Origin of the sequence: Lujinxingia vulgaris, assembly GCF_007997005.1 — a bacterium.
In the GTDB taxonomy this organism is placed as follows: Bacteria; Myxococcota_A; Bradymonadia; order Bradymonadales; family Bradymonadaceae; genus Lujinxingia.
Genome location: NZ_VOSL01000038.1, coordinates 23,842 through 46,712, shown reverse-complemented (window position 1 = coordinate 46,712; position 22,871 = coordinate 23,842). Strand labels below are relative to the sequence as shown.

19 protein-coding genes, 1 pseudogene and 1 riboswitch are annotated in these 22,871 nt (G+C 61.4%); of the genes and pseudogenes, 16 read left to right on the top strand and 4 right to left on the bottom strand.

Features of this window, described 5'->3' with window-relative positions; genetic code table 11:
- The 3 genes and pseudogenes from FRC96_RS21925 to FRC96_RS08010 all read left to right on the top strand — a co-directional run.
- Positions 1–252 (top strand): annotated as a pseudogene (locus tag FRC96_RS21925) (hypothetical protein); the annotation flags it as partial.
- 910 nt (positions 253–1,162) lie between these two features.
- On the top strand, positions 1,163–2,143 hold the full coding sequence (locus FRC96_RS22825; RefSeq protein ID WP_146973985.1) for a pirin family protein: 981 nt from the start codon (positions 1,163–1,165) through the stop codon (positions 2,141–2,143).
- A gap of 311 nt (positions 2,144–2,454) precedes the next feature.
- Positions 2,455–3,603, top strand: a complete 1,149-nt coding sequence (locus tag FRC96_RS08010) for a hypothetical protein (protein ID WP_146973983.1) — start codon at positions 2,455–2,457, stop codon at positions 3,601–3,603.
- Between the two features lie 3 nt (positions 3,604–3,606).
- Here the strand turns inward: FRC96_RS08010 and FRC96_RS08005 are convergent, their stop codons facing one another.
- Positions 3,607–4,047 (bottom strand): acyl-CoA thioesterase, encoded by a 441-nt coding sequence (locus tag FRC96_RS08005; protein WP_230470002.1) that lies wholly within the window; start codon positions 4,045–4,047, stop codon positions 3,607–3,609.
- Positions 4,048–4,197: 150 nt separating this feature from the next.
- Positions 4,198–4,350: riboswitch (cobalamin riboswitch) on the bottom strand.
- Between the two features lie 269 nt (positions 4,351–4,619).
- Here FRC96_RS08005 and FRC96_RS08000 point away from each other — a divergent pair.
- The 4 genes from FRC96_RS08000 (at position 4,620) to FRC96_RS07985 (ending at position 9,121) form a co-directional block, all read left to right on the top strand.
- Positions 4,620–5,702 carry a hypothetical protein gene (locus FRC96_RS08000; protein WP_146973982.1) on the top strand — a complete coding sequence of 361 codons (1,083 nt, stop codon included), beginning with the start codon at positions 4,620–4,622 and terminating at the stop codon, positions 5,700–5,702.
- A 98-nt stretch (positions 5,703–5,800) separates the two neighbouring features.
- Positions 5,801–6,769, top strand: a complete 969-nt coding sequence (locus tag FRC96_RS07995) for a hypothetical protein (RefSeq protein WP_146973981.1) — start codon at positions 5,801–5,803, stop codon at positions 6,767–6,769.
- Between the two features lie 74 nt (positions 6,770–6,843).
- Complete coding sequence (locus tag FRC96_RS07990) at positions 6,844–8,340, top strand: SLC13 family permease (RefSeq protein WP_146973980.1); 1,497 nt, start codon at positions 6,844–6,846, stop codon at positions 8,338–8,340.
- 100 nt (positions 8,341–8,440) lie between these two features.
- Positions 8,441–9,121 carry a DUF2306 domain-containing protein gene (locus FRC96_RS07985; RefSeq protein ID WP_146973979.1) on the top strand — a complete coding sequence of 227 codons (681 nt, stop codon included), beginning with the start codon at positions 8,441–8,443 and terminating at the stop codon, positions 9,119–9,121.
- 5 nt (positions 9,122–9,126) lie between these two features.
- Here FRC96_RS07985 and FRC96_RS07980 read toward each other — a convergent pair whose 3' ends face one another.
- Together FRC96_RS07980 and FRC96_RS07975 are read right to left on the bottom strand one after the other, a co-directional pair.
- Positions 9,127–9,606: a hypothetical protein gene (locus FRC96_RS07980; protein ID WP_146973978.1), complete on the bottom strand. Its 480-nt coding sequence runs from the start codon at positions 9,604–9,606 to the stop codon at positions 9,127–9,129.
- Entirely contained in the window at positions 9,596–9,829 is a 234-nt protein-coding gene (locus FRC96_RS07975; protein WP_146973977.1) for a hypothetical protein, read from the bottom strand. The genes FRC96_RS07980 and FRC96_RS07975 overlap by 11 nt, the downstream gene beginning before the upstream one ends.
- Positions 9,830–10,033: 204 nt before the next feature.
- Here FRC96_RS07975 and FRC96_RS07970 point away from each other — a divergent pair, with 204 nt between their 5' ends.
- Together FRC96_RS07970 and FRC96_RS07965 are read left to right on the top strand one after the other, a co-directional pair.
- The gene (locus FRC96_RS07970) at positions 10,034–10,618 is read left to right on the top strand and encodes a type IV toxin-antitoxin system AbiEi family antitoxin domain-containing protein (protein WP_146973976.1); all 585 of its coding nucleotides are present in this window, start codon (positions 10,034–10,036) and stop codon (positions 10,616–10,618) included.
- Positions 10,615–11,394 (top strand): nucleotidyl transferase AbiEii/AbiGii toxin family protein, encoded by a 780-nt coding sequence (locus FRC96_RS07965; RefSeq protein ID WP_146973975.1) that lies wholly within the window; start codon positions 10,615–10,617, stop codon positions 11,392–11,394. Before FRC96_RS07970 ends, FRC96_RS07965 begins: the two co-directional genes overlap by 4 nt.
- A 191-nt stretch (positions 11,395–11,585) precedes the next feature.
- Here FRC96_RS07965 and FRC96_RS07960 read toward each other — a convergent pair whose 3' ends face one another.
- Positions 11,586–12,395, bottom strand: a complete 810-nt coding sequence (locus FRC96_RS07960) for a hypothetical protein (protein ID WP_146973974.1) — start codon at positions 12,393–12,395, stop codon at positions 11,586–11,588.
- Positions 12,396–13,221: 826 nt separating this feature from the next.
- Between FRC96_RS07960 and FRC96_RS07955 the strand changes: the two genes are divergently transcribed.
- The 7 genes from FRC96_RS07955 to FRC96_RS07925 all read left to right on the top strand — a co-directional run bounded on the left by FRC96_RS07955 (position 13,222) and on the right by FRC96_RS07925 (position 22,859).
- The gene (locus FRC96_RS07955; protein WP_146973973.1) at positions 13,222–14,133 is read left to right on the top strand and encodes an NAD(P)/FAD-dependent oxidoreductase; all 912 of its coding nucleotides are present in this window, start codon (positions 13,222–13,224) and stop codon (positions 14,131–14,133) included.
- A gap of 39 nt (positions 14,134–14,172) precedes the next feature.
- Positions 14,173–15,048, top strand: a complete 876-nt coding sequence (locus FRC96_RS07950) for an AraC family transcriptional regulator (protein WP_230470001.1) — start codon at positions 14,173–14,175, stop codon at positions 15,046–15,048.
- 557 nt (positions 15,049–15,605) lie between these two features.
- Positions 15,606–18,302, top strand: coding sequence for a Z1 domain-containing protein (locus tag FRC96_RS07945; protein ID WP_146973971.1), 2,697 nt, complete (start codon positions 15,606–15,608; stop codon positions 18,300–18,302).
- Positions 18,295–19,272, top strand: coding sequence for a PD-(D/E)XK motif protein (locus FRC96_RS07940; RefSeq protein ID WP_230470000.1), 978 nt, complete (start codon positions 18,295–18,297; stop codon positions 19,270–19,272). The genes FRC96_RS07945 and FRC96_RS07940 overlap by 8 nt, the downstream gene beginning before the upstream one ends.
- Positions 19,254–21,149, top strand: coding sequence for a hypothetical protein (locus FRC96_RS07935; RefSeq protein WP_146973969.1), 1,896 nt, complete (start codon positions 19,254–19,256; stop codon positions 21,147–21,149). The genes FRC96_RS07940 and FRC96_RS07935 overlap by 19 nt, the downstream gene beginning before the upstream one ends.
- Positions 21,146–22,069, top strand: coding sequence for a hypothetical protein (locus tag FRC96_RS07930; protein WP_146973968.1), 924 nt, complete (start codon positions 21,146–21,148; stop codon positions 22,067–22,069). The genes FRC96_RS07935 and FRC96_RS07930 overlap by 4 nt, the downstream gene beginning before the upstream one ends.
- The gene (locus FRC96_RS07925) at positions 22,062–22,859 is read left to right on the top strand and encodes a DUF6339 family protein (RefSeq protein ID WP_146973967.1); all 798 of its coding nucleotides are present in this window, start codon (positions 22,062–22,064) and stop codon (positions 22,857–22,859) included. The genes FRC96_RS07930 and FRC96_RS07925 overlap by 8 nt, the downstream gene beginning before the upstream one ends.
- Positions 22,860–22,871 lie beyond the last annotated feature (12 nt).

The following is a 22,871-nucleotide window of genomic DNA, read 5'->3' as shown; positions in this document are numbered from 1 at the left end:
GGCGCGGTGCGCGCCGCCGGCCGCAACGGCAACAACGCCGTGCGCGAAGGCAGTGGCGAGGGCGGCGGCGGTGGGGGTGGCGCCGGCGGCCTGGTGCTGATCTACACCGAGACGCCCGAGGCCGAGCGCGGCAGCGTTCAGCCCTCGGCTCCGGGCGGCCTCGGCGGGGTGGGCTCGCTCAACAACGGCGCCTGGTCCACCACCCGCGGTGGGAACGGCGGGGAGGGCTATGTCAATGTGCTGGCCTCCTGAGCGCTGACCCGGGGCGGAGTTGCAGCAGACTCGTCGGGCTTAATCCGCCTCATGTGTGCGAAGCCAGCCCCCCCTCTCAGGGTCAACGCTTCCCCTGATTGAAAAAACGCCGGCGCTCCGATCGGAGCGCCGGCGTTCTTCGTCGCGCCCGCCAGAATCATGCACCTTATGCATAACCAACATGCGCCACATCTATGAAATGAATCCCAATACAGCAACGTTAGCGTCTACGATATCGAAGCCGCTGAAATCCTGAGAAAAACCCGACTCACAGGCCTGTTGTATGACTCCCGAAGATGCCCTGCGCCGCGGCAAAGCCTTTTTGGATGAAGCCACCGAAAACCTCACCTTCGAGGCCTTCGACTGGGCCTTTGAGGAGGTCTGGCATGGCGTGGGCTGGTTACTCAACGCGCTGCATCCCGAGCCGCTCGGCGACCTCCACACCGGCGACAAAGGCCAGCTCCCCCGCGCCGGATCCCTCCAGCGTCTCTACGCGCGCCTCCATTCACCGCCCCGGCTGGCGAAGGTCGCGCTGCGCCTGGAGGCGCTTCATCCCCGCGTGGAGGCCGGTCACACGCTGAGCGGCAATGATGTGGCCGAGCGCATCTTCGAGGCCTGGAAGCTCCACGACTTGTGTGGCGAGTCGCTCAACATCCCCGACGACCGCCTGCCCGGTCGCCTGGCGCTGAGCGAGCCCTCCCCCGGTCGTATTGGGACGCCGGTGGTGGCGCGGCGCACCGCGCTGAAGATCCTGGCCGCCGGCGCCCTTTTGCCCGCGGTCGCCTGCCAGAAGGTCGAGCGCGACAACCGCCCCGCCCGCGCCACCTCCCCGGCAAACTCCGGTAGCGCCTCTACGCCCGCCCCCGGGCATCCCCCGGCGACCATCAAGGCGGTCAGCGCCATCGACGCGATGCACTGGCCCACCACGGACCCCTTTCTCTTCTGCGCCCACCACCGCGACGACTACCCGGAGGGCAACGGTCAGATGGGACCGGCCGCCTCGCTGGCCGGCCGCCACCTGGGCCGCGACTTCGACGAGCAAAAACCCTGGCGGATGTACCACGGCAAAAGCGTGCCGGGCTTTCCCCGCCACCCCCACCGCGGCTTTGAGACGGTGACGGTGGTGCGCTCGGGCTTTCTCGACCACACCGACTCGATGGGCGCCACCGCCCGCTACGGCGCCGGTGACGTGCAGTGGTTGACCTCGGGCCGCGGCATCCAGCACTCCGAGATGTTTCCGCTTCTGCGCGATGACGCGCCCAACCCTCTGGAGCTCTTTCAGATCTGGATGAACCTGCCGCGGGCCGACAAGATGGTCGACCCGCATTTTACGATGCTCTGGAACGAGCGCATCCCCCGGGTCATCGAGCAAGATGCGAAGGGCCGCATCAGCGAGCTGACCCTCGCCGCGGGCGCCTTTAAGGGTCAGCGCCCGCCGGCGCCTCCCCCCTCCTCCTGGGCCTCGCGCGCGGAGAGCGACGTGGCGATCTGGTCGATTCGCCTGGAGGCCGGCGCGCAGCTGAAACTTCCCGAGGTCAACCCCGGCACGCTGCGCTCGCTCTATGTGCATCAGGGGCAGGGGGTGAGCGTCGCCGGCCGCGCCATCGCCAACAAACGCCGCGTCGAAGTCGAAGATCCCGGCGCCATCATCCTGGAGGGCGGCCCCGCCGAAGCCGAGGTCCTGCTCCTGCAGGGCCGCCCCATCAACGAGCCCATCGCCCAGCGCGGCCCCTTTGTGATGAACACCCAGGATGAGATCCGCCAGGCCTACGCCGACTACCAGCGCACAGGCTTTGGCGGCTGGTCCTTCCGCGACAACGGGCCGGTGCACGAAGTTGAAAAAGGGCGTTTTGCGCTTCACGCCGATGGTCGTTTCGAAGAGCCCGTCTGAGCAACCTTAATCCTCTCGCAGCCCTCGGTCCTTTCCTCGTGAAGCGCCGAATCTTCTCACGAAGGTTCGGCGCTTTTCGTTGGTCTGCCGGGATGACGACAGTCAGCACTTCGCGTAGCCTCGGACATCTTCCACTTCGATGCGCCCCCTCTGAGATGCCGCCACCTATGCCACCCTTCTTCTCACGCTGCGTTCCTGGAGCCGCGACCACACTTCTACTCCTCGTCATGACGGCGTGCTCGCCATCTTCCCCCGGGGCTGATTCCATGCTGACCGACGCCCCCACCCGGACATCCAAACAAGGAGCCTCAATGACCGCCCCCCCCGTCCAACTTCTGGCCACCTATGACGACGAGGGGCTCCCTTCCGTGGAGATTCACCCCGAAGACATCAGTGTCACAAGCCTACAGGCCCTGCGCGACGCCCTCCCCGAGCTGGCTACCCTCCAGAGTTATGGCCCCACCACGGCCCTGCAGCTCGCGAGCGCCATCCTCCATCTCGCACCGGGCACCCAGGGCGAGCTTTTTTATTCGGAGAAAGCCCTGGAGGGGATGCTGCCGGTGGCGTACAACGCCAGCAGCCTGAGTGATATTGAGCGCTGGCATCGCGAAGGCACCCCGCGCGTGCCCGGCCCCGAAGACCTTGTCGCTCCCCACTGGCAGGGCGACACCCTGGTCTTCGTCAGCCTCGATCTGCACTACTCGCTGGGCTCGCCACTCTTTATCTCAGCGCGCTACGAGGCAGACCTCGCTGATTCTGCCTGGCCTGTCGCCCGCGAATCCCTCGCCACCCCGGCCCCCGCCTCAGAGCGCACCGACGAGCTCCTGAAGAAGACTTTTGGAAGCACGCCAGGCGCCGTCGTGCGCGTGCGCTCCGAAGACCAGGCCACCTACCTCTTCGTCGCGCTCGACGCTGCGCCCGAGAGCGCGCGTTTTGTCGTCCGTGGCGTCGATGCCCCTGACTCCACAAGCCAACGCTTCGACGCCTGGCGCGACCTCATAAAAGCCCACCCCGAGCTGGCCACCCCGGCCACTCTGTCCTCGCTCGCGACGGCGCTCTTTAACGCCATCGCCGAGCGCCACGTCCGCGACGGGCACTACCACGTCATCGCCGACGCCGACGCCTACCGCGAGGAGTACCGCACCAAAGGCTGGTCCTCCTACCGCCTGCGCTACCACGTCGATCAGATCGCCGAGACCCGCTTTCAGGTCGCCAACATGGCCTCCATCACCGAACCCACGGTCGCCGACGAGCGCCTGCGCACCTACTTCATCGGCCCTCGCAACCAGCCTTTCGTCTGGGAGGTTGACCTGAACAGCCTCAGCACCGAGCGCTCTCCAGAGCTCACTGAGATGGCCACCTCCGAGCTCATCAGCGACTCCGGCGGTTATTTCGGCCGCCCCCGGGACCCCAAACCCGCTGTCCGTAGCGATGACACCAGGATCCTGCCCGAGGACTGACCTCTACGAGGCGGGGGTCGCTTCGCTCTCCAGCGCCGGCACCCGCGTGGGCTTCCCATGCGCATCGAGCGCCACCATCACGAACTTCCCCCGGGTGCCAGGCTGCCGATCCCCGCTCAAAAGATCCTCAGCCACAAGCGTCACCTCCACCGTCACCGAGGTTCGCCCCGTCTCCACCACCCGCGCCGTCAGCTCCACGAGTTGCCCCTGGCGCACCGGCACATGAAAATCACAGCGCTCACTGCACGCCGTCACCACCGTGCGCCGCGTATAGCGCGACGCCACGATAAACGCCGCCTTATCCATCAGCGCCAGCGCCTGCCCGCCAAAGAGCGTGCCGTAATGGTTGGTCTGCTGCGGAAACACCATCTCAATGAGCTGCACCTCGGTCACCTGACCGGGGGTTAGCGTCTCTTGCATCGTGCTGTCGGTGGGGGTTTGCATCGGTCTGCCTCTCAAAGTCGTAGGAAGGCCGAAGATGCACAGAGAGCCGTCGCACATCCCATCCAGGGGTGTACGCGGCGACCTGCCCATCTCCCGCGAGAATCAAGGTCGGTACGGGGTCCGTTTTCGCTCAGAGCACCCGGCGCGGGCAGGTCTTCGGGCTTGCGAGCGCGGCGGCCCCACCTTCGGGGCCAACCTCCTACCGACCACGGCTTCCCGCCCCACCAGGGGACGGCGCCATAAGTGTGGCCATCGTTCTCGCTTACCGCTGCGGGGCAGCCCCGGAATCTCACCGGGTTCCCTTCTTCGCCGGGTATGCTCTCTCACGCATACTCTCGGCGTCGCTCCGCCCCATCGGGGGCGGACACCAGCGCGGGGGGGAGTATCGGTAGCCGGTGCACCGGACGCAAGCCCGATAAAACGCGCGAGGTCATCGTTGGTGCACAGACCAGACGCCTCTCCACACCTCGCCAACGTCCCGAGCGCCACCTCGGCTGGGCGCAGCTCGGGGGGCTCTGCTACCCTGCCCGCTCTACCCGTCCACGCTACGAACCAACCCCAGCGATGACGCCATGCGCACCTACCTCTCCTACCTTATCGTTCTTGCGATCGGTGCTGCCCTGGGCGCCCTCCCCTCCTATCTTTCTGGCTCGGGGCCGCAGACGGCCCCCGAACTTCACGCCTACAACCCCACCACACCCTCGTCCGGTGCCTCTCCTTCGACCGATAGCCCCTCCGTATCGTCGGCTCCCGCCCTGCCCCCAGGCGAAAGCTGCGACGAGTCGCTCATCATAACCCGTCAGGCGCTCGCCAGGGCTATCAAAGAGCGCGACGACGCCCGCGCCCACAACCAGGCGCTCACCGACCTCGTCGAGCGCACCTCGGCGGCCACGCCAATGGCCTTTCCCGCCGAGCTCGATGAGGCCTTTCAGCCCGAGCACTTTGCGCAGATGGTCGATCAGCTCAAAGAGGAGTGCCCCGATCTCTTTCCGCCCGAGACCACCGTCAACTGCTCCGAGTATCCCTGCGCGATGGAGTTTCCGCTGGAGCATGAAGGCGACCCTCAGCAGGCCTGGCGCTTCGACTACCGGGCTGCCTGCCCGGCTATCTCCACCCTCTTCGGGCATGCCCGCCAGCAACCCATGGTCAACACCGTCGGCGACCAGACCCGCGTTCAATACATGGTGCATGGCACCGGTATCGGCCTTGATCGCTACCTGGAGGAACACCACCAGAAGCTCCAGAATCGCATCCAGCAGCGGTGGACGGCCCAGCGCAAGGCCATGGCGCGGGAGCTCCACGAGGATCCGTGCCTGATCGAAGGCGACGCCGCAGCCTGCCGCGAGCTCGCAAACGCCCATTGGAACGACGCCGCCGAGCGCGAGATCTACAACCAGTCCGCCTGCGACGCCGACGACGCCCACGCCTGCAACAACCTGGCCTGGGAGCGCTGCTACGGCGCCGGCCAGTGCGACGCCACCGCTGAGTCCATCGCGCGCCAGGCCGTCGAGCTCGCCCCGGAGGACGGCAACATCATTCACACCCTGGGCGTGGTGCTCTGCCAGCGCGGCCAGGCGGCCGCTGCCGCCCGCACCTGGCAGTCGGCCTGCGACATCGGCCACGACCTCTCGTGCACCGAGATCTGTGGGCGCTGACAGGGCCATCGCTGGCGCCCGGCCCTCGCTGCATGCTAACGCTACGCTCGCCAGCGAGCCCCGACGCATCCCATCACCACCTTCACTCCCTGCCGCCTATGAGCTCAGCCCCCTCCCGCTCCAGCTTTGAAGCCGTCATGCGCGCCGGACAGGCCGCCGAGCCCACCCGCACCCAACGCTTGCTCGGCTGGCTGGCCTACTACAGCGTGTTTGCCATCCTCACCCTGGCCATGGGCTTCGGGGCCATTGAGCAGCTCGCCATCAGCCCCTTTGTGGTCCTGGGCGCAGGCGGCCTCGCCCTCTTTATCGCGCGTCTTCTCAAACGCCGCCTCACGGCCACTCCCTTTCGCATCGGGGTCGTCGTCGGCATCGCCCTGCCCCTGGCCGCGCTCTCGCTTACCATCATCGCCGGTGTCCAGCTCCCGGGCACCGTCATCGACGCCTCCTCAACCCCTGCGGAGGCAGGCCCGCCCCTCTGGTACGCCCCGCTGCAGAAGTTCAAACGCCTGCGCGCTGCCGATCCCGGCGATACCCACGTCGTGTTCAGCGCCAGCGGAGACGACGCCGACGTGGTCGTCGGCTTTAAGCGCTGCGTCGGCGCCCTTCATCACCCCGGTCCCGACAACGCCTCCCATCACCAGCAGGCCCTCACCCACCTTACGCGCCGCGCCCCGGCGTTTGCCGCCGCCGACACCCTTCACGCACTTGTGATCCACGTGTGTCAGCGCTTTGATGCCGGCGACCTCGACGCCCTGCGCGCCGCCTTCAACAAAGAACTCCCCCGGGCCGAGGAGCTTCTGGAGAGCGGGCGCAGCCAGAACGCCATCTGCAGCCCCGATCACTCCTTCGGCCCCCCCTCGGAGCTGAGCCTGACCCACGCCGCGCTCTGCGAGCTCGACGCCGACCAGGCCCGCGCTCTTCGCCTCTTTACCGAAGGCCATGACCTCAACGCCGTCGCCGCCACACTCGATCGGAGCGCGGCCGCCGCCGGTCGCCTGATCCGAGAGGGCCGCCTCAACGTCGAAGACCACGCGCACCGACTCGCGCGCATCCACCACGCGCTCTAAACCCTCGGGATCCCCCCGTTGACCCAACCTCCCCCGCCACTACTCTATGCGCCCCAACCTCCCGGAGCGCACAGATGCCCCCCACCCCCAGAGCCCCCTCCCCCTCCACCATTCGCAGCGTCGGCCTCATCGCCGGCCCGGTGGTCTTTTTCCTGATCATGCTCGGCCAGGGCATCGAAGGACTCTCCGAGGCCGGCACCGCCGCCCTGGCCATCACGCTTTTGATGGCCATCTGGTGGCTCACCGAGGCCATCCCCATCTATGTGACCGCGCTTGTGCCGATCGTGCTCTTTCCGCTCACCGGGGTGCTCCCGGCAGCCGAGACCACGCTGAACTACGGCCACGAGCTCATCTACCTCTTTCTGGGCGGCTTTCTGCTCTCCATCGCCGTCGAAAAATGGCACCTGCACCGCCGCGTCGCCCTCACCATCATCGCCAAAGTCGGCTTTGAGCCCTCGCGGCTGGTGCTGGGCTTTATGGTCGCCACCGGCTTTTTGTCGATGTGGATCAGCAACACCGCCAGCGCCATGATGATGGTCCCCATCGGCCTGGCGGTGGTCACCCAGGTCGCCGCCCTCACCCAAAAGCACCAGCCCGAGATCGACACCCGCCCCGGCGGCTTTCATTTTGGCATGTCGCTGATGCTGGGCATCGCCTACTCGGCGTCGATCGGCGGCATCGCCACCATCATCGGAAGCCCCCCCAACGCCATCTTTGTGGGCTATGTCGACCGCGTCTACGGCACGACCATCTCCTTTTTGCAGTGGATGTATTACGGCCTCCCCATCGCCGTGGTGGGCATCCTCATCGCCTGGTTCTACCTGACCAAAAAAGCCTACCCCATCCGCATCGGCGGCATGGAGGGCATCGCCCAGGTCGTCGACGAGGGGCTGCGCGAGCTCGGCGCCATGCGCCACTCCGAGCGCCGCGTGCTCGCCATCTTCGCGCTCGTCGCCGGCCTCTGGGTGCTGCGCGGCGCGCTGGCCCCCCACCTGGCAACCTTTGGCCTGGGCGGCTTCTCCGACACCACCGTGGCCATCCTGGGCGCCATCCTGCTCTTCATCGTCCCCTCCCACTGCGAGCCCGGTGAGCCCCTGCTCGTCTGGGAAGACGTGCGCGAGGTGCCCTGGGGCATTCTTTTGCTCTTCGGCGGGGGGCTGGCGCTGGCCAGCGGCATCGAAGCCAGCGGCCTTGCCACCTGGCTTGCCGAGGGTCTCGGCTTTTTAGAAGGCGCCCCTGGCATTCTGGTCATCCTGGTGCTCGTGGCCGTCGTCATCTTTCTGACCGAGGTCACCTCCAACACCTCCACGGCCACGATTTTTGTGCCCGTCGTCGCCATCCTGGCCACCGTCGTAGGTCTTCATCCCTACACCCTGATGATCTCGGTGGTCACCGCCGCCTCCTGCGCCTTCATGCTGCCGGTAGCCACCCCGCCCAACGCCGTGGTCTTTGCCTCGAACTACGTCACCATGAACGACATGATGCGCGCCGGCCTGCGCCTCAACATCGCCTTTATCGTGCTCATCGCCCTCCTGGGACGCTTCTGGCTTCCGGTGGCCTGGGGGATCTGAGCACCTCGCCAGTTGAGCCCGCGCCCCCTTTCTGTCAACGTCGAAGGCGCTCCACGCGTCACGTCGCACCTTGCCCCCCACGAGCCGAGACAGCGCAGGCATGGCCAACCACCGCTCCCCTCAAGACTCCTTTGAGCTCTACCAGCGCGTCGTCTGGTTCTTCACCACGGTGGTCGCCTACGTGACCGCCTCCTCGGTGATTTATATCCTGGTCTCCCACGGCTTTCTCACCCGCTCCGAGCCCCTCTCCTCCGAGGTCTTTGCCGGCCAGCACCGCCTCAACAACCTGATCCTGGGCGTGCACATCCTCACCGCGCTTCCGCCGCTGATGCTCGGGCCTTTTAACTTCATCCGCCGCTACCTGCGCACCCGCTTCCACCGATGGTCGGGCTGGGTGTACGTCGTCACCATCTTCATCAGCAGCATCACCGGATTTGCCCTGGCCACCGCCAACGAGTACGGCATCTTTGCAAAGCTCGGCTTTGCCACCCTGGCCGTGGTCTGGTTCTTCACCACCTGGATGGCCCTTAAAACCGCCCGCGCCCGGCGCTTTCGCGAGCACCGCGAGTGGATGCTGCGCAGCTACCTGGTCACCCTGGCCGTGGTCACCGTGCGCATGCTCCCCCACCCCGCCTTTCTCACCCTGGATCAGTGGTACCCCTTCATCACCTGGCTCTGCTGGGTCCCCAACCTCATACTCGCTGAGTTCTACATCCGCGCCACCACCTACAAGGGGCGGCTGCGCTCGGACTGGCGCGCGCGTCTTCTTCCGCGGCGCTAAACTCACTACTCCCCAGACTCCCGCAACGTCTGCCGAAGCACCGAAAGCCGAGCCTGATCCTTGGGTCGATCGGAGCGCTCTTTTAGCGCCACATAGCGCGCCAGGCTGAGCACCCGCAACACCTCCCCCTCGATCTCCACGCCGACCGACTCCTCGATCAGCGCGTGGTAGTCGAGCCCATCCTCAATCGCCCCCAGCACATCCAGCGCCCCCCCCTTCGTCGTTAACAGCTGGTGTCCACGACTCTCCAGATGGGAGACCTGCGGCACCAACTTCCGTTCACCATGCCCCCGGAAATGGGCGTCAAGCTCGCGCAACGCCGCGATGAGGCGGTCAATATTCTCGGGCGTTCGACGATGAACCACATCGACGTCCAGCGTCATGATCGGTGCCCCCTGAAGCACCGCAGCCAGCGCCCCCACCACCACAAACTCCACCTCATGGGCCCGCAACACACCGAGAATTTTTTGAAAATCAGCGGACAATGCGCCCTCCCCTCATCTTTAGCACTGCCTGCGCGTGCCCCTGCGCCCACATCAAACGCTCGTCCGGCGTCAGCGACAAAAACCACCGGATAAGCGTGCGATCGACCCCGTCCTCCGTGATCTCGTCGGGGCCCAGGCCTGTTGCCGGGTCGCGCAGCTCCTCGGGAGAGGTGGACAACGCGCGCGCTTCGTCAGGCTTTGATTCGTTCTTATCTGCGACCATGTGGACCTCCTCGTTCGGGCATAAGCGACGTCGGCGTCTCACCCTCGATCCGACGATTCCACCCTAAAACCCTTAAAGGGTGGCGTCCATGCCGCAGCGAGCTCTTCATGGCAGCCGAGTGGACCATCTACAAACGAGCCGACGTAGCACGTTCCAACAACGACGAACCTTGCACAAAACTAAAGTCATGCTTAAGTTTTGTGCATGGACACCTCACAGACATCATCGCCCAGCTGGGACCAGCTCTTCGACATTGCCGCCGCTCAAAGCGGCTACTTTACCACCCAACAGGCCGCCGACGCCGGCTACTCTCCCCAGCTACTCGCCCACCATCTGGGCTCCGGCAAAATCCTGCGCGTGCGCCGCGGCATCTACCGCCTGACACACTACCCGGCAGACGAGCACGAAGAACTCGTCGTGATCTGGCTCTGGTCCGAGCACCAGGGGGTCTTCTCCCACCAGACCGCCCTGAGCCTGCATCAACTCTCCGACGCGCTCCCCCCGGGCGTTGAGCTCACACTTCCCGCGAGTTGGCGCAAACGACGGCTGCGCACGCCCACAGGCGTCACGACCTACTACGCCGACATCAAACCTGAGGAGCGCGAGTGGTTCGGCCCGGTCCCGGTGACGTCACCCGCCCGCACACTACGCGACTGCGCCCTCGCAGACCTCTCTCCCGATCTCCTACATCAAGCAACACGGGAAGCGCTGGAGCGCGGCGTCACATCGAAATCGGAACTTAAAGATGTGTTGCGAGCGCTTAAGCCTTTTGGAGGGCTTAAGCCATGACCTCGCGAACCTACACCAGCCCCGCTGCGTTTAAGCAAGCGCTGGAGCAGCGGCTTAAACAACGCCCGGATTTAGCGCGTCAACGCCAACTTCTCATATTTGACCGCTTCCTCGCCCGCGTCGCCGGGGTTCTTGGGGAGGCTGTCATCCTTAAAGGCGGGTTGGCCTTGGAGCTTCGCCTTCAACATGCCCGCACAACGCGTGACGTCGATCTCCGCGTGGCCGGTTCTCCAGATCAAGTTCTGAAATCTCTGCGCGATGCCGGCCGTCTCGATCTCGGCGACTTTCTAACCTTCGCTGTGGCACGCGATACCCGGTCGTCGGTCATTCAGAATGATGGCACCCGATACGAGGGAATTCGTTTTCGAGCCGAATGCCGCCTCGCAGGAAAAATCTACGGAAGCCCGTTCGGAGTCGATGTCGCGTTTGGCGACCCGATCTATGGTGAACCACAATCGCTGCGCGCCAAAGACGTTCTCTATTTCGCAGGCATTCAATCCCCTACGCTCCGCGTCTACCCGGTAGAATCCCATCTGGCAGAGAAGCTCCACGCCTACACGATGCCCCGTCCTCACCCGAACTCCCGGGTAAAAGACCTGCCCGATATCGCTCTACTCGCTACCGCAGGACCACTTAGCGCAGGCGACCTCGCCACTGCGCTCGACCAGACCTTCAACTTTCGCTCGACACATCTACTTCCTACGGAGCTTCCCCAACCACCTGAACTCTGGGTAGCCCCATATGCTGCAATGGCTCGTAAGAACCAACTGCCCTGATCAACGCTTGAACAATGCCATGACGCCGCCAGCGCTTTTTTGAACCCGGTCCTTGCAGGTGAATTGACCAAAACCTGGAGTCCATCGTCCTGGCAATGGAGTTGAGCTTCCATCCCCAACCCCTGGCCCTGATCAAAAAAACCCGGACCGCTTCCGCGGCCCGGGGCTTTTCGTTCAGGTTACCTCACCGCTCACTCGGCGACCGGCGCCGGCTCCTCATCGACCGCCGGCTCCACCACCTCGATCTCGCCATCCTCGCGCACCCCCTCGAGGTCTTCGGGCTCCGCCATCCCGGCGCGTCGGCGAGCGGTGGGGCGCACCTGATCGGCCCAGGCGTGCATGTCCGCCAGACGGAAGAGGTGTTCTACGATGTTGGCCACCGGGATGTAGGTCTTATCCCAGGTCTCGACCGCCCGGTCGCGGCGGTTCTGAAGGTCCTGGGCGTCGCGCTCCTCGGCGCCCACCTCGACCAGCGCAGCCTCCAGCCCGGTGCGGGCTGTGCGCACCGTCTCGCGCAGCTCCCCGATGTCGGGAAGGGCCAACGACAACGCGGCCTCCGCGTTCTGGAGCGCGCCTTCCATGTTCGCCTCCACGTTCTGCGCGTAGACCACAAGGTCGCGATGCACCTGGGGGGTTACCCCGATAAAGCCGGCCTGCACCGCTGCCTGCGGGCTCCAGAAGCCCTCGATCACGCCGCGCACCCGGATCAACGCCTGACGCACCTCCTCCGCGGCCTCATCCCGGCGCACCCGCGCCCGCGACTCCTCGCCGCGCTCCACCGCGAGCTGCTGTTCAAGCGCGGCGAACTCCTGATGGGCGGACTCCAGGCTCCCGGTCAACGCATCAAAAAACTCCCCCATCGTCAGCGTCGCGGGCGCCTGGCCCCCGAAGAGCGCACGCTCCACCGCCTCGACCACCTGATCGCGATGACGCGCCACCGACGAGCGGATGTTCTCTTTGATCGCCTGACGGTTCGCTACCTGCTTTGACATCCTCGCCATACCAAACCTCACGGTTCTACGGCCCCCCGGACAACCCGGCTCGCCAGTCGAGCCCGGCCCCCGACTTCGAGGACAGATTGTTGTTGATACGCAGACTCTAGCCCCAGATTTTTCGTTGTTGCAACCCACCATCCGACCTCGCCAGCACGCAGGACGCGCGCTCACCATGCTGCGAACGCCATGTTCGCCCCCTCTCGCCGCTGAAATGCCCACGTTTTAGCCTTCGATGCCGCCCCTCCCGGCCCACCGGCCCCGGCGAAGGCTTCGCCCCGCTTCTCAGCGGCCCGACACGCTCGACACAGACTTCGCCGCGCGCTTTTTGACGCCCCTCAACTCCCGGAAGCCTTCGCGCCCCTCCCTGAATCTGGAAAACACGCCGCGAAGCGTCTCGAGACAGGAGTTCAACGCGCAGGCCCCTCGCTTAACGCTTCACAATCCCGTCCTCTCCTCCCGGCGCCTCCCTCAACGCTTCGCGACGACTCGCCACGTCCCCCGGTAGGTCGCGAAGCCTTCGCAACCCTCACCGCGCCCACCAACACGTGTTCCGAACGCTTCGCAATCAAAATTTCAAATTGAAAGAGGGTCGATAAAGCGCATGCAGACTGGCCGATCGCCCACTCGACACCAAACTGCCCTCCCCCTGTCCACCACGCCTCCCCTCCGGCACGTCGCCTCCCCTCCGCTGAACAGAAAAATTGAGCACTTCCAGCCAAAGATCTGCTCTACAGACGCCTCCAGCGCCTCGTTACTTTCTATGAGGGAGGCGATCCCCGCCTCCCAGGGCATAGCGGCCTGATCGGCCCGAACCCCTTCCGGCGGAGTCTTTATGAGCATGACTGAAAACAATCTGGACGTTCTGATCATCGGCGGCGGCCCGGCGGGCTTGAGCGCCGCGCTCTACCTGGGCCGCGCGCGAAGGCGTGCGCTGGTGGTGGACGCCGGCGAGCCCCGGCACGCGCCGTCGAGCGGAGTGCACAATTTTTTGACGCGGGAGGGTGTTGCTCCGGTGGGGTTTCGGGAGCTGGCCTGGGAGGACCTGCGGGAGTTTCCGACCATCGAGCATCGCCAGGCCTACGTCGAGGACCTTGTGTTTGAGGATCACCACTGGCGAGCGCGCACCGACGATGGCCAGACGCTGAAGGCTCGCGCGGTGCTGCTGGCGGTGGGCGTGGTGGATGTTCATCCGGAGATCCCGGGCTACGCCGAGCGCTGGGCGAAAAGCATTCACCACTGCCCCTTTTGCCACGGCTGGGAGGTGCGCGATCACCCGGTGGCCGCCGTCGGCGGCAACGACTACGCGCGCCACATGGGCCCGATGCTCAAGAACTGGACCGACGACGTGATCGTGCTCTCGCATGGCGAGCCCTTTGAGGCGGAGACCGAAGCGCTGCTTAAGGAGCTGAAGATTCCCTTCTGCCCGAGCCCGATCGTGGGGCTGGAAGGGGCGAATGGCGCGCTGGAGACCATTGTTCTCGAAAACGGCACCCGGGTTGCGCGCAGCGCCATGTTTGTCAAACTCGGGCAGCGCCACCACGAGCTCATCCACACGCTCAAGCTCCCGCTGAAAGGCGATCACGTGGAGTACGTCGAGGTCGACATGATGCAACGCACCCCGCTCCCGATGCTCTGGGCCGCAGGCGACATCACCACGGGCTTTCAGCAGGTGCTCGAGAGCGCGGCCTCCGGCGCCCGCGCCGCCGCCGCGATCATCATGACCCTGGCCATGCCCGCCCACTGAACCACGCGGCCCCGTGCCCCCATGCCCCGAGGTTTGACGATGCCCCCCCGAAAGCCCGTGTTGCGCTCCGCGCTCGAAGGCCACCAGACGCTGGTCGTGAATCACCGCCAGGGCCCGGGCCGGGGCACCCCTCACCCCGCCGACACCCGCGTCGTCCATGACCACGCCAGCCTGAGCCTGGTGCTCGCCGGCGAGCTGCAGCTCTGGCAGGGGGCGAGCTATCGGGTGGGTCCTGGCGAGCTCCTGCTGGTGCCACCCGGCGCCCCGCACGGCCCGCCCTCCAGCGCCGAGCCCCACCCGGGACCGGAGGACGTGTGGATGATGGCCATCTGCCCGAGCTGCCTGGCCCTCCACCCCGACGCCCTCGAGACCTCCCCCTTCGACGAGGTCGCCGCCGGCGCCTGCCCGGTGCGCCGCGTCGCCCCCGACCGCCTCGATCGCCTCGTCGACCTCTTCACCACCCTGGACGAGGAGCTCCGCACGCGCCGCCCCCACCTTGAGCTCGCCACCCGGGGGCTTCTGACCCAGCTGATGGCCGAGGTCCAGCGCGCCGCCCCCGGCGCCGCCCTCCCCGGCCCCGACAGCACCCCACCCCTGGTCACCGAGACCCTGACCTACATCGAGCGTCACGCCTGCGAGCCGATCTCCTTAAAAGAGGTCGCGCGGGCGATGGGCAAATCCCCCGCGTATTTAACAACACTGGTTCGCGAGCACACCGGCGCCACGGTCATGGAGTGGTTAACGCGCGCCCGACTCTCGCGAGCCCGCCAGCTCCTGCTCCACAGCGATGAGCATGTGGAGATCATCGCGGAGCGTGTGGGGTATTCGAGCGCGTCGTACTTCCACCGGGTGTTCAGGGAGGCGCATCAGGTGAGTCCGGGGGAGTGGCGGCGGGTGCATGGGGGTGGGGGTTAGTGCGAGGCGGCCTGGCTAGCGAGGTGGTGGAAGGTGGTGGTGCGGGGTGCGCCGGTGGGGAGCTTAAAATTCGCGCCTGGTTATTTTGACCGCAGCTATTCGAGAGGCCATCAGCGTTTAAGCAGCGCGGGAGTAAAAAAAACGACTTTTGATCGAAACGGCACTAAACGCCCGCTAGACAATCTAATCTACCTAATGTGGATTAGGACCCGCGATGCGGCCCTCCGCGCGACATATTGCCTTTCGAATTCGACACTTGCTCAACTTAACCAATAACGCTACAATGCGACACATTTCGCTACCGCTCAAATTTTGACGGGGAATCTACTCAAGCTCTAAACAGACAGGATACTTGCTTGAACGAAACGACACGCACGTGAGCATTTCATGTGACTGCCGGCAAGATTTCAACAGGCCCCTTACGACGAGACGGGCTTTCTAGCTGCAACACAGTTTCAACAGCTTACTGAACGAAATCCTTAGTTAATTCAGGCACGAAAAACAGAAACGCCTTGCCAACACGGGCCAGCGACAACACATGTACACCAAGAGGACTTATGGCAATTTCAGTCGATTTCCTAAAAGAAAAAATTGAAGACTACTCCGTCGCCAAATCGGAGCCAGACTATTACTACTGTGCAAAAAAAGTCGTTTCAGAGTTTCTCACCAATCAGTTCACACCGGTCACTCCAGAACAGGCGCAGAAAATCAACGTCCTTGCAACGGAAGCTGTCGAAAAGATTCGAGAGGAAGTGGGAGAGATTTTCGTCATTGGGGAGCCCATACCTCTTGGTCCGCTTCCACCCATTAGCATGGCGCAGCACTGGAATGCTTATAAACAGCATCTCTTGAAAAATAAAGGTTGGGACGCCAACACAGTCAAGGGACTGGAGAACGCAACCCAGCAAATAGTAACTCGCCTGCCCGATCCCCGGTCGGAAAGCAACTTTCAAGGCCGAGGCCTGGTGCTTGGCTATGTCCAGAGTGGGAAGACCGCAAACATGATGGGCGTGATCGCCCGGGCGGCGGACAGAGGTTGGAATTTCGTACTTATCCTTGCGGGCTTGACCAATGTACTTCGCTACCAGACTCAGTCGCGCTTCGAGGCGGACCTTTATAAACATAACCGGCATTATTGGGATCGACTGACCACGAATGATGGTGATTTCGACGATAGTCGGGAAGAGGGCTTCAAGCCCCTCAAGCCGGGCATCGTCCGAATCGCAATCGTCAAAAAGAACCTTGCGGTGCTGAAGAAGCTAAAGAAGCGTTTCAAGGAAACTCACAGTGGCCACAAAGAGTCCTTCAACGTGTTGGTGATCGATGACGAGTGTGACCATGCCAGTGTCAATGCTTCGAATCGCGACGATGGCATTACAGCGATCAATCAAGCTATTCGGGAGATGCTCGCTCTTATGCCGCGTCACGCCTATGTTGGATACACGGCGACCCCGTTTGCGAATGTATTGATTGATCCAAGCGTGGACCCGACGAAACCCGAGGACCTGTATCCGCGAGACTTCATTCTCTCCTTACAGTCTCCAAAGGCGTATTTCGGAACGGACCGCCTCTTTGGCCAGGGGCTTATAGATGCTGAGGAGCTCGACGAGCCTGGGGCCGAAGGAATGAACGTGATCCGAATCGTTCCTGAGAACGATGCTAAATTCCTCTCACCTCCGAAAAAAAAGAAGGGAGAAAGACTGCGTGATGTCTGGGATACGCTGGCGCTTACGACGCATTTCCGACGATCACTGGACTGGTTCCTTATGGCAACGGCCGTCCGCGAACTACGGGGACAGGAGTCTGAACATAGCTCCATGCTCATACATACCGCGATTCGAGTTGAAGCGCATCGCCTGGTTGCCCAAAAGGTACAGAATGAGATCGAATCGATCCGCCAGGCTTTAGTGCGAGATGATGAACAGTTGCTTGCGCGGTGGCGAGAACTCTACGAGCAGGAAATCGACGCCGTACCGGCTCATGAGTTCAAAAACGCCCGGTTTCCCTTCGAGAAGGTCGTCGCTCGTGTTTCTGAATTGCTCGAAAGAGCCAATGAGCCTGGAGCTCTGGAGATCATCATTGAGAACGGCCAGAGCGACAACCGGTTAGACTTTGAAGTCATACCGAATAGTGAAGGTCGCCCATTCGGTCGTCGCTATCTGGTCGTTGGAGGCGTCGTCCTTGCCCGCGGATTAACAATTGAAGGACTGACGGCGAGCTACTTTCTCCGACCCACGAAGCAGTACGATACATTGATGCAGATGGGGCGCTGGTTTGGTTACCGCAAGGGCTACGAAGACCTACAGCGTATATGGATGCCTCAATCCATTATCGACCGATTTCAAAAACTGGCGACCGTGGAGGCTGAAATCCGCGAAGACATTGCTTCCTACGTAGACCCCCAGGGTAATGAGAAGAAGACCCCCCTGGACTTCGCGGTTCGTATTCGTCAGATCCCGGGGATGATGATTACGGCTCGAGGCAAGATGCGAAGCGTCCGGAAGGTCCGTTTGTCGTGGTCGAACCAGCATATTCAGACCCGTCGATTCCATCACAAAAATGAAGCATTTTTGGCTTCGAATCGTGCCGCCACTGTGGAGCTGCTGAATGAGTTGGACAGCCCAGTCGATGTAGCTTCTGGACGCGTCTGGCTAAATGTACCGGTGACAAAAATTCAGAAATTCCTGAACAACTACGAGGTGCACGAGCACCACGACGAGTTCCATCGCGAACAACTCGACGAGTTTATTTCCAAATTAGCAAAGCGCGGCATTAACACATGGAATGTCGCGATCGCTGAGCCCAAGAAAGGCAAAGTATATACACAGGGGAAAGGCGCTCTGGAGGGGACGCGTATGGTGAATCGCGCTGCTTTCTCGAAGCTGGCCGATGGAGAAGGCGTCGACATCAAATCGTTGATGTCGAAAACGGATGTATTTCTCGACGTGAAGGCACTTGACAGTGATACACCGAAAATGACTGATCGACGGCGCAGCTGGAATGCATACAAACAGAAACGACAGGATGCGTTCGAGCACCCGGTTCCGATGCTTGTGCTTTACATTATTGACCCGGACTCTACACCGAAGTCTGATTCTGGAAAATTTAAAAATCTTAACGCCAACTCTCCGGTGATTGGCCTGGGGATTATATTCCCAGATCTGAAGGAACACGGCGCCGAAGTATATGTAGAGGTCGCCCTGCCAGAAATAGAAGAAGACGACTTTGAGGAGTATGAGGATGATAATGAGTGAACTTTCAAAGAAGTTTCAGCTGAAGTGGACGCAGCTTCGCGCGAAGACTTCAGACAATACTCACGAGATTGCGATTGCTGCTGCGGAAGAAGAGTTGAACGTCTGGTTATCTCTTACCGACGGCGGTGCCCGCAGGCTTCTTGTCGGTCTTGACGAACAGGAGGCACCTCCAGCCTCCCAACTCGGGAATGATAGCGCCGTGACGATCCAGTTGGAGACTTTCTCCATTAAAGGCAACAACCAACGCGTTGTTGAGCTGCGATGTGAACAGGCCGAATTAGAAGACCTGTTCGAACAATTCATCATACATCTGATTGGTCATCGAAGGACGCTCCCTGGCGCGGCTGCCGTGGACCGAACCATTCAGGAGTTTGTTGACCTTTTGGGGATGACTGGCGGGCGCAAGCATGCACGAAATCTCGGGAATGTCGGCGAACTGTATATCTTGCGATGGCTTCTAGATTACAATCCGGGCGCTCTCGAGCAGTGGACCGGCCCCGCTCAGGGTCGCCACGACTTTCGGAGTGGTCGCAAAGCTCTGGAGGTAAAAACTGGACTTCGTCCGCATAGTTCAGTTGAGATTAGCTCCCTGGAGCAACTGGAGCCTGTACAGAAGGACGGTGATCTATGGCTCGCTGTCGTTACGCTGGAGGCGGATCCCGAAGGCAAAATTACCGTCAGGAAACTTGCTCAATCGGTCCTTAAGAGCCTGCCGACTGGGGCCCCAGCGCAGCCGGAAGCGATAGAAAAACTTAAGCAGATGGCAAAATCTGGCGAAGAGAATTCCTACTCACTGTTCGGTCTTCGAGTCTATCGCATTGACGAGTCGACCCCCCGATTACGTGTCGCCGCGGCTGCGGAGTTTCCGGCGTCAGTATCCAAGGTCAAGTACTCGCTAAACCTGGACCACCTTAGCGATTGGAAACTCACCGACGATGCGCTTGATAATTTATGGAAGGACTTTCGATGATGTATTGTGAAAGCGAAGGCTATTCTCAACATGGTTCGATGTCTGCTTCCGGGGTCAGTCGCCTCCTCGGAAAGCCCAAAATGCCTCCTCTGGAGCTTGTGATTCGCGAAACCGTGCAGAATGCCTGGGATGCGCGAGTTGAAACGTTAGAAGAACCCTTAAAGCCCTTAATGAGGCCAGAGTTTCACGTACGCATTCGTACGTTGAGTGTAGAAGAGTTTGCTTTTCTGCGTGAGGAGGTCTTTCGCGAGCTTCCTCCCAAAGAGCGAAGCCATCCGATGATTTCCGATGTACTTAGCGGGACCAGCCTGCAGGTGATGGAGATTTCCGATTATGGAACCGTCGGGCTTGGTGGGCCTGTGGACCCGCGCGTGCCCCCGGGTGACAGATGCACGGACTACGTCGACTTCATTCGAAACCTCGGTTCACCGCGCGACACCGAACTTGGAGGAGGAACCTACGGCTACGGGAAGTCCTCCCTGTATCGTTTCAGCAAATGTCACACGATCTTGATCGACACATATCCCGTAGAAGATCAGGAGCGGCGCTTCACCGCACATAATTTGGGGGACCCCCATGATATTGAGGATGGCCCCCATAAAGGTCGTTACACTGGTCGCCATTGGTGGGGCACGAAGGAGGGGGGACCAGTCACAGGGCAAGAGGCCGAACGAATCGCCGCGGCGCTTGGGCTACCGGAACGCGGACCCGACCGCACCGGAACGACTCTGATGATACTCGCGCCTCGATTCGGAGATGATGAAGAGGATGTCGAGACGGAAGATGCTGAGTTTAGCGGCATCCCAGTTCATCAACAGGTCCATGAATACCTACTATGGAACTTTTGGCCGAAGATGATCAGCGATGGCGGCGAACCACCGCCTATGCGCTTTCAGATCTCGTCCGATGGCATCAACTACCCCGTCTTCCCACCGGAGCGAGTAGCACCACTTCACCTGTATGTTGAAGCAATGCGCGTGCTCAAAGCCGGTGAGGCAGAGGATATCCGTTGCAGAAAGCCGAAAAAGTTTCTCGGACGGCTCTCCTTAAAAAGTGGCCCCGTATCATCGCGCCTGGCGGGTCTCAGCCCTCGGTTTCGCAAGGCGTCACATCATGTGGCACTAATGCGTCCGGCTGAGCTTGTGGTCACATATCTGCCTTGCGCAGCGCATCCAGACCCGGAAGTCGAATGGGGGGGCGTGTTTATCTGCTCTGATAATAAGCAGGTGGAGAAAGCGTTTGCTGATTCCGAACCCCCTGCCCATGACGACTGGTCTCCGGAATCGCTACCGAAAGGATGGGGCCAGACTTTCGTTCGGGTTGCGCTTCGAAACATCAAGTCGCGAAGTCGGGACGCTTTCGCAGGATCTGTGCAAAATACAAAAACAGAACATGTCGACGGTGGTGGGCTTGGTCGTCTCGCCCGTTCCCTGGGCAAAAGCCTTCTCACTGTCGTTGGAGCCGAGGGAGGCCGGCGTTTAACGACGAGTTCGATGAGAGGCGCAAGATCTCGGTCGAAAAAGTCCGCTCGCGGACTCTCACCAACACTCTTGACTCTCACACGTGACAATAGCACGGCTGTGACTTCCACGTGGAAGATAGCGCTCGAAGGAGCCTGTCGTCCCGGGGACAAACTCATTGCTGACCTCGGATTTGCCATGGCCGGTGGTGGGAGAGCCGCGGAACTACTCACAATGGGAGAGATCGAGGTCCTTGGTTGGTATTCGTCGGCAGGCAAATTGTTGTCTAGAGAGAAGTTCGCTGTCCTTAACGAGCCCCTTTCGGAAGTCCAATTGAAGTTGAAGTATTCACATGAGGTTGCGCTTCATCTGAGAGTCGTCGTTGAACAGGCAGCCGTCTCTGAGGAGGGACAATGAGCCGAACTACAGTGGCAAAGCCCTTTCTCGTTCCCTCCGAACAATCCATCGTTCTCGAAGAGTGGCTTGCGTTCCGTGGAATGGACGTCGAACCACTACAGGAACACCTGCAGGAATGGGACCGATCACTTGTGATCACACCGGGAATCCGGCTGGCTCTTGATTGGCCTCAAATTCAACAGGACATCGGGTTCTCATCAGAAAGCCCTGCAGAACTCAGGATGTGGACAGAAATAGAAACAGGAACAACAGGCAGCAAATTCGTGGTTGCGACGAAAGACCACGAACTGCCTCCCGGGACTCAGGGAAACATTGAGCTGCGACTTGATGCATTGAATGGTGGCCAGTTGGCATCGACCGTCACCCTTAAAGTGATGCTGACGTTTCAACGAGCCAATATTACGCCATCGCCTGGTAGTCCGTGGCTTTCTGGCTCAATCCTCTGGGAGGCGTCGTGTCAATTTGATCTCGACGGAGATCTCCGTGGATTCCCGGTTCATCCCCTCGCCTTCTCGGAAACGTTCCCCGGACGTGGGATGAAAAATGCCCCCTGGTACGTAAGCATTGCCCGAAGTGAGCCTGACGCCCCCTTCATGTCATCGGTTGTTGTATTCGTGAACACCGCTCGCCAGGACGTTGCAGACGCATTGAAAAATGGAAGTGGACCTCTCGAGAGACTGCTGAACGCCGACGTCGTTCGAACAATCACCACGGCGGTTGTGAACAACGAATCGTTAGGTTGGGAAGAGTTAGAAGATTCGGCTGATGGCACGTTGGGAGCAGAAGTATATCGCTGGCTACTGCACGCCGGAAACGAAGCCGGACACGATACGGTGGAAGAGATGGTTCAATTCGTGAGAGAAGAGCCGCATCGCTTTGGCGCAGTCTGCCATTCAATATGGGGAGGAAACAATGACTGAAATATATCCGAGATTAAGCCCGGCGGGAGTTCTGGTCCGAGCTCATGAGCTTGAATGGCACAATCTCGAAGAATTGGAAGGTCTGGCGGTTGCCTCACATCCGATGGAAACCCGAGGGGCAAGTGGTGGCATGCGCATTGGTGAGGACCGACTACTCGACCTTTCAGATAAAATTTTCCACGTGGCGCGAAAATATGGATATCCTGCCCCAATTCGTTCGCGGTCAGATTTCGACGCTGATCTCGGTGAATTGTTAGCGCTGAAGTGGCAAGTACCGCTGGCTGATGCGCTCCATCAAGATACCTGGTCGTTCCTCTGCCTCTGCCTTGTGCCACACATTGTTGCGTGGCGTTTCAGTGTACCCTCGAAAACGGTATTGGCTGAGGAAAAACATCATTTAAACCATTTTGCGGGCGGTAATAGAAATGCCCTGCAACGTACGTGGATTCGGGCATATAAACTGGGCGCACCTGATGCAGATGATCCGGTTTGGTTAGTCCGCGAGCTTCTGGAAGATACTCTTGTAGGTATATTTGAACGCCCCGCCCTATCATCAAACAGACATGTAGCCCTACAAATCGCCCGTATGGCTTTTGAAGCGCAAAAACAATTTAACGTTGACAATCTTGAGAGGTTTCACCGAGAGGCCTTGAAACTCGTTCGCGCACGGGCGGCAGTGCGCTATCTCGGAGCCTTGCCTTCCCACGAGCTTCGCGAATTGTTGCAAAAATGCTGGTTTGATGTAGCGCTCGCACTCCAAGAAGAGTCTGTTGAACCTTCGCCAGCGTGATCTTAACATGCC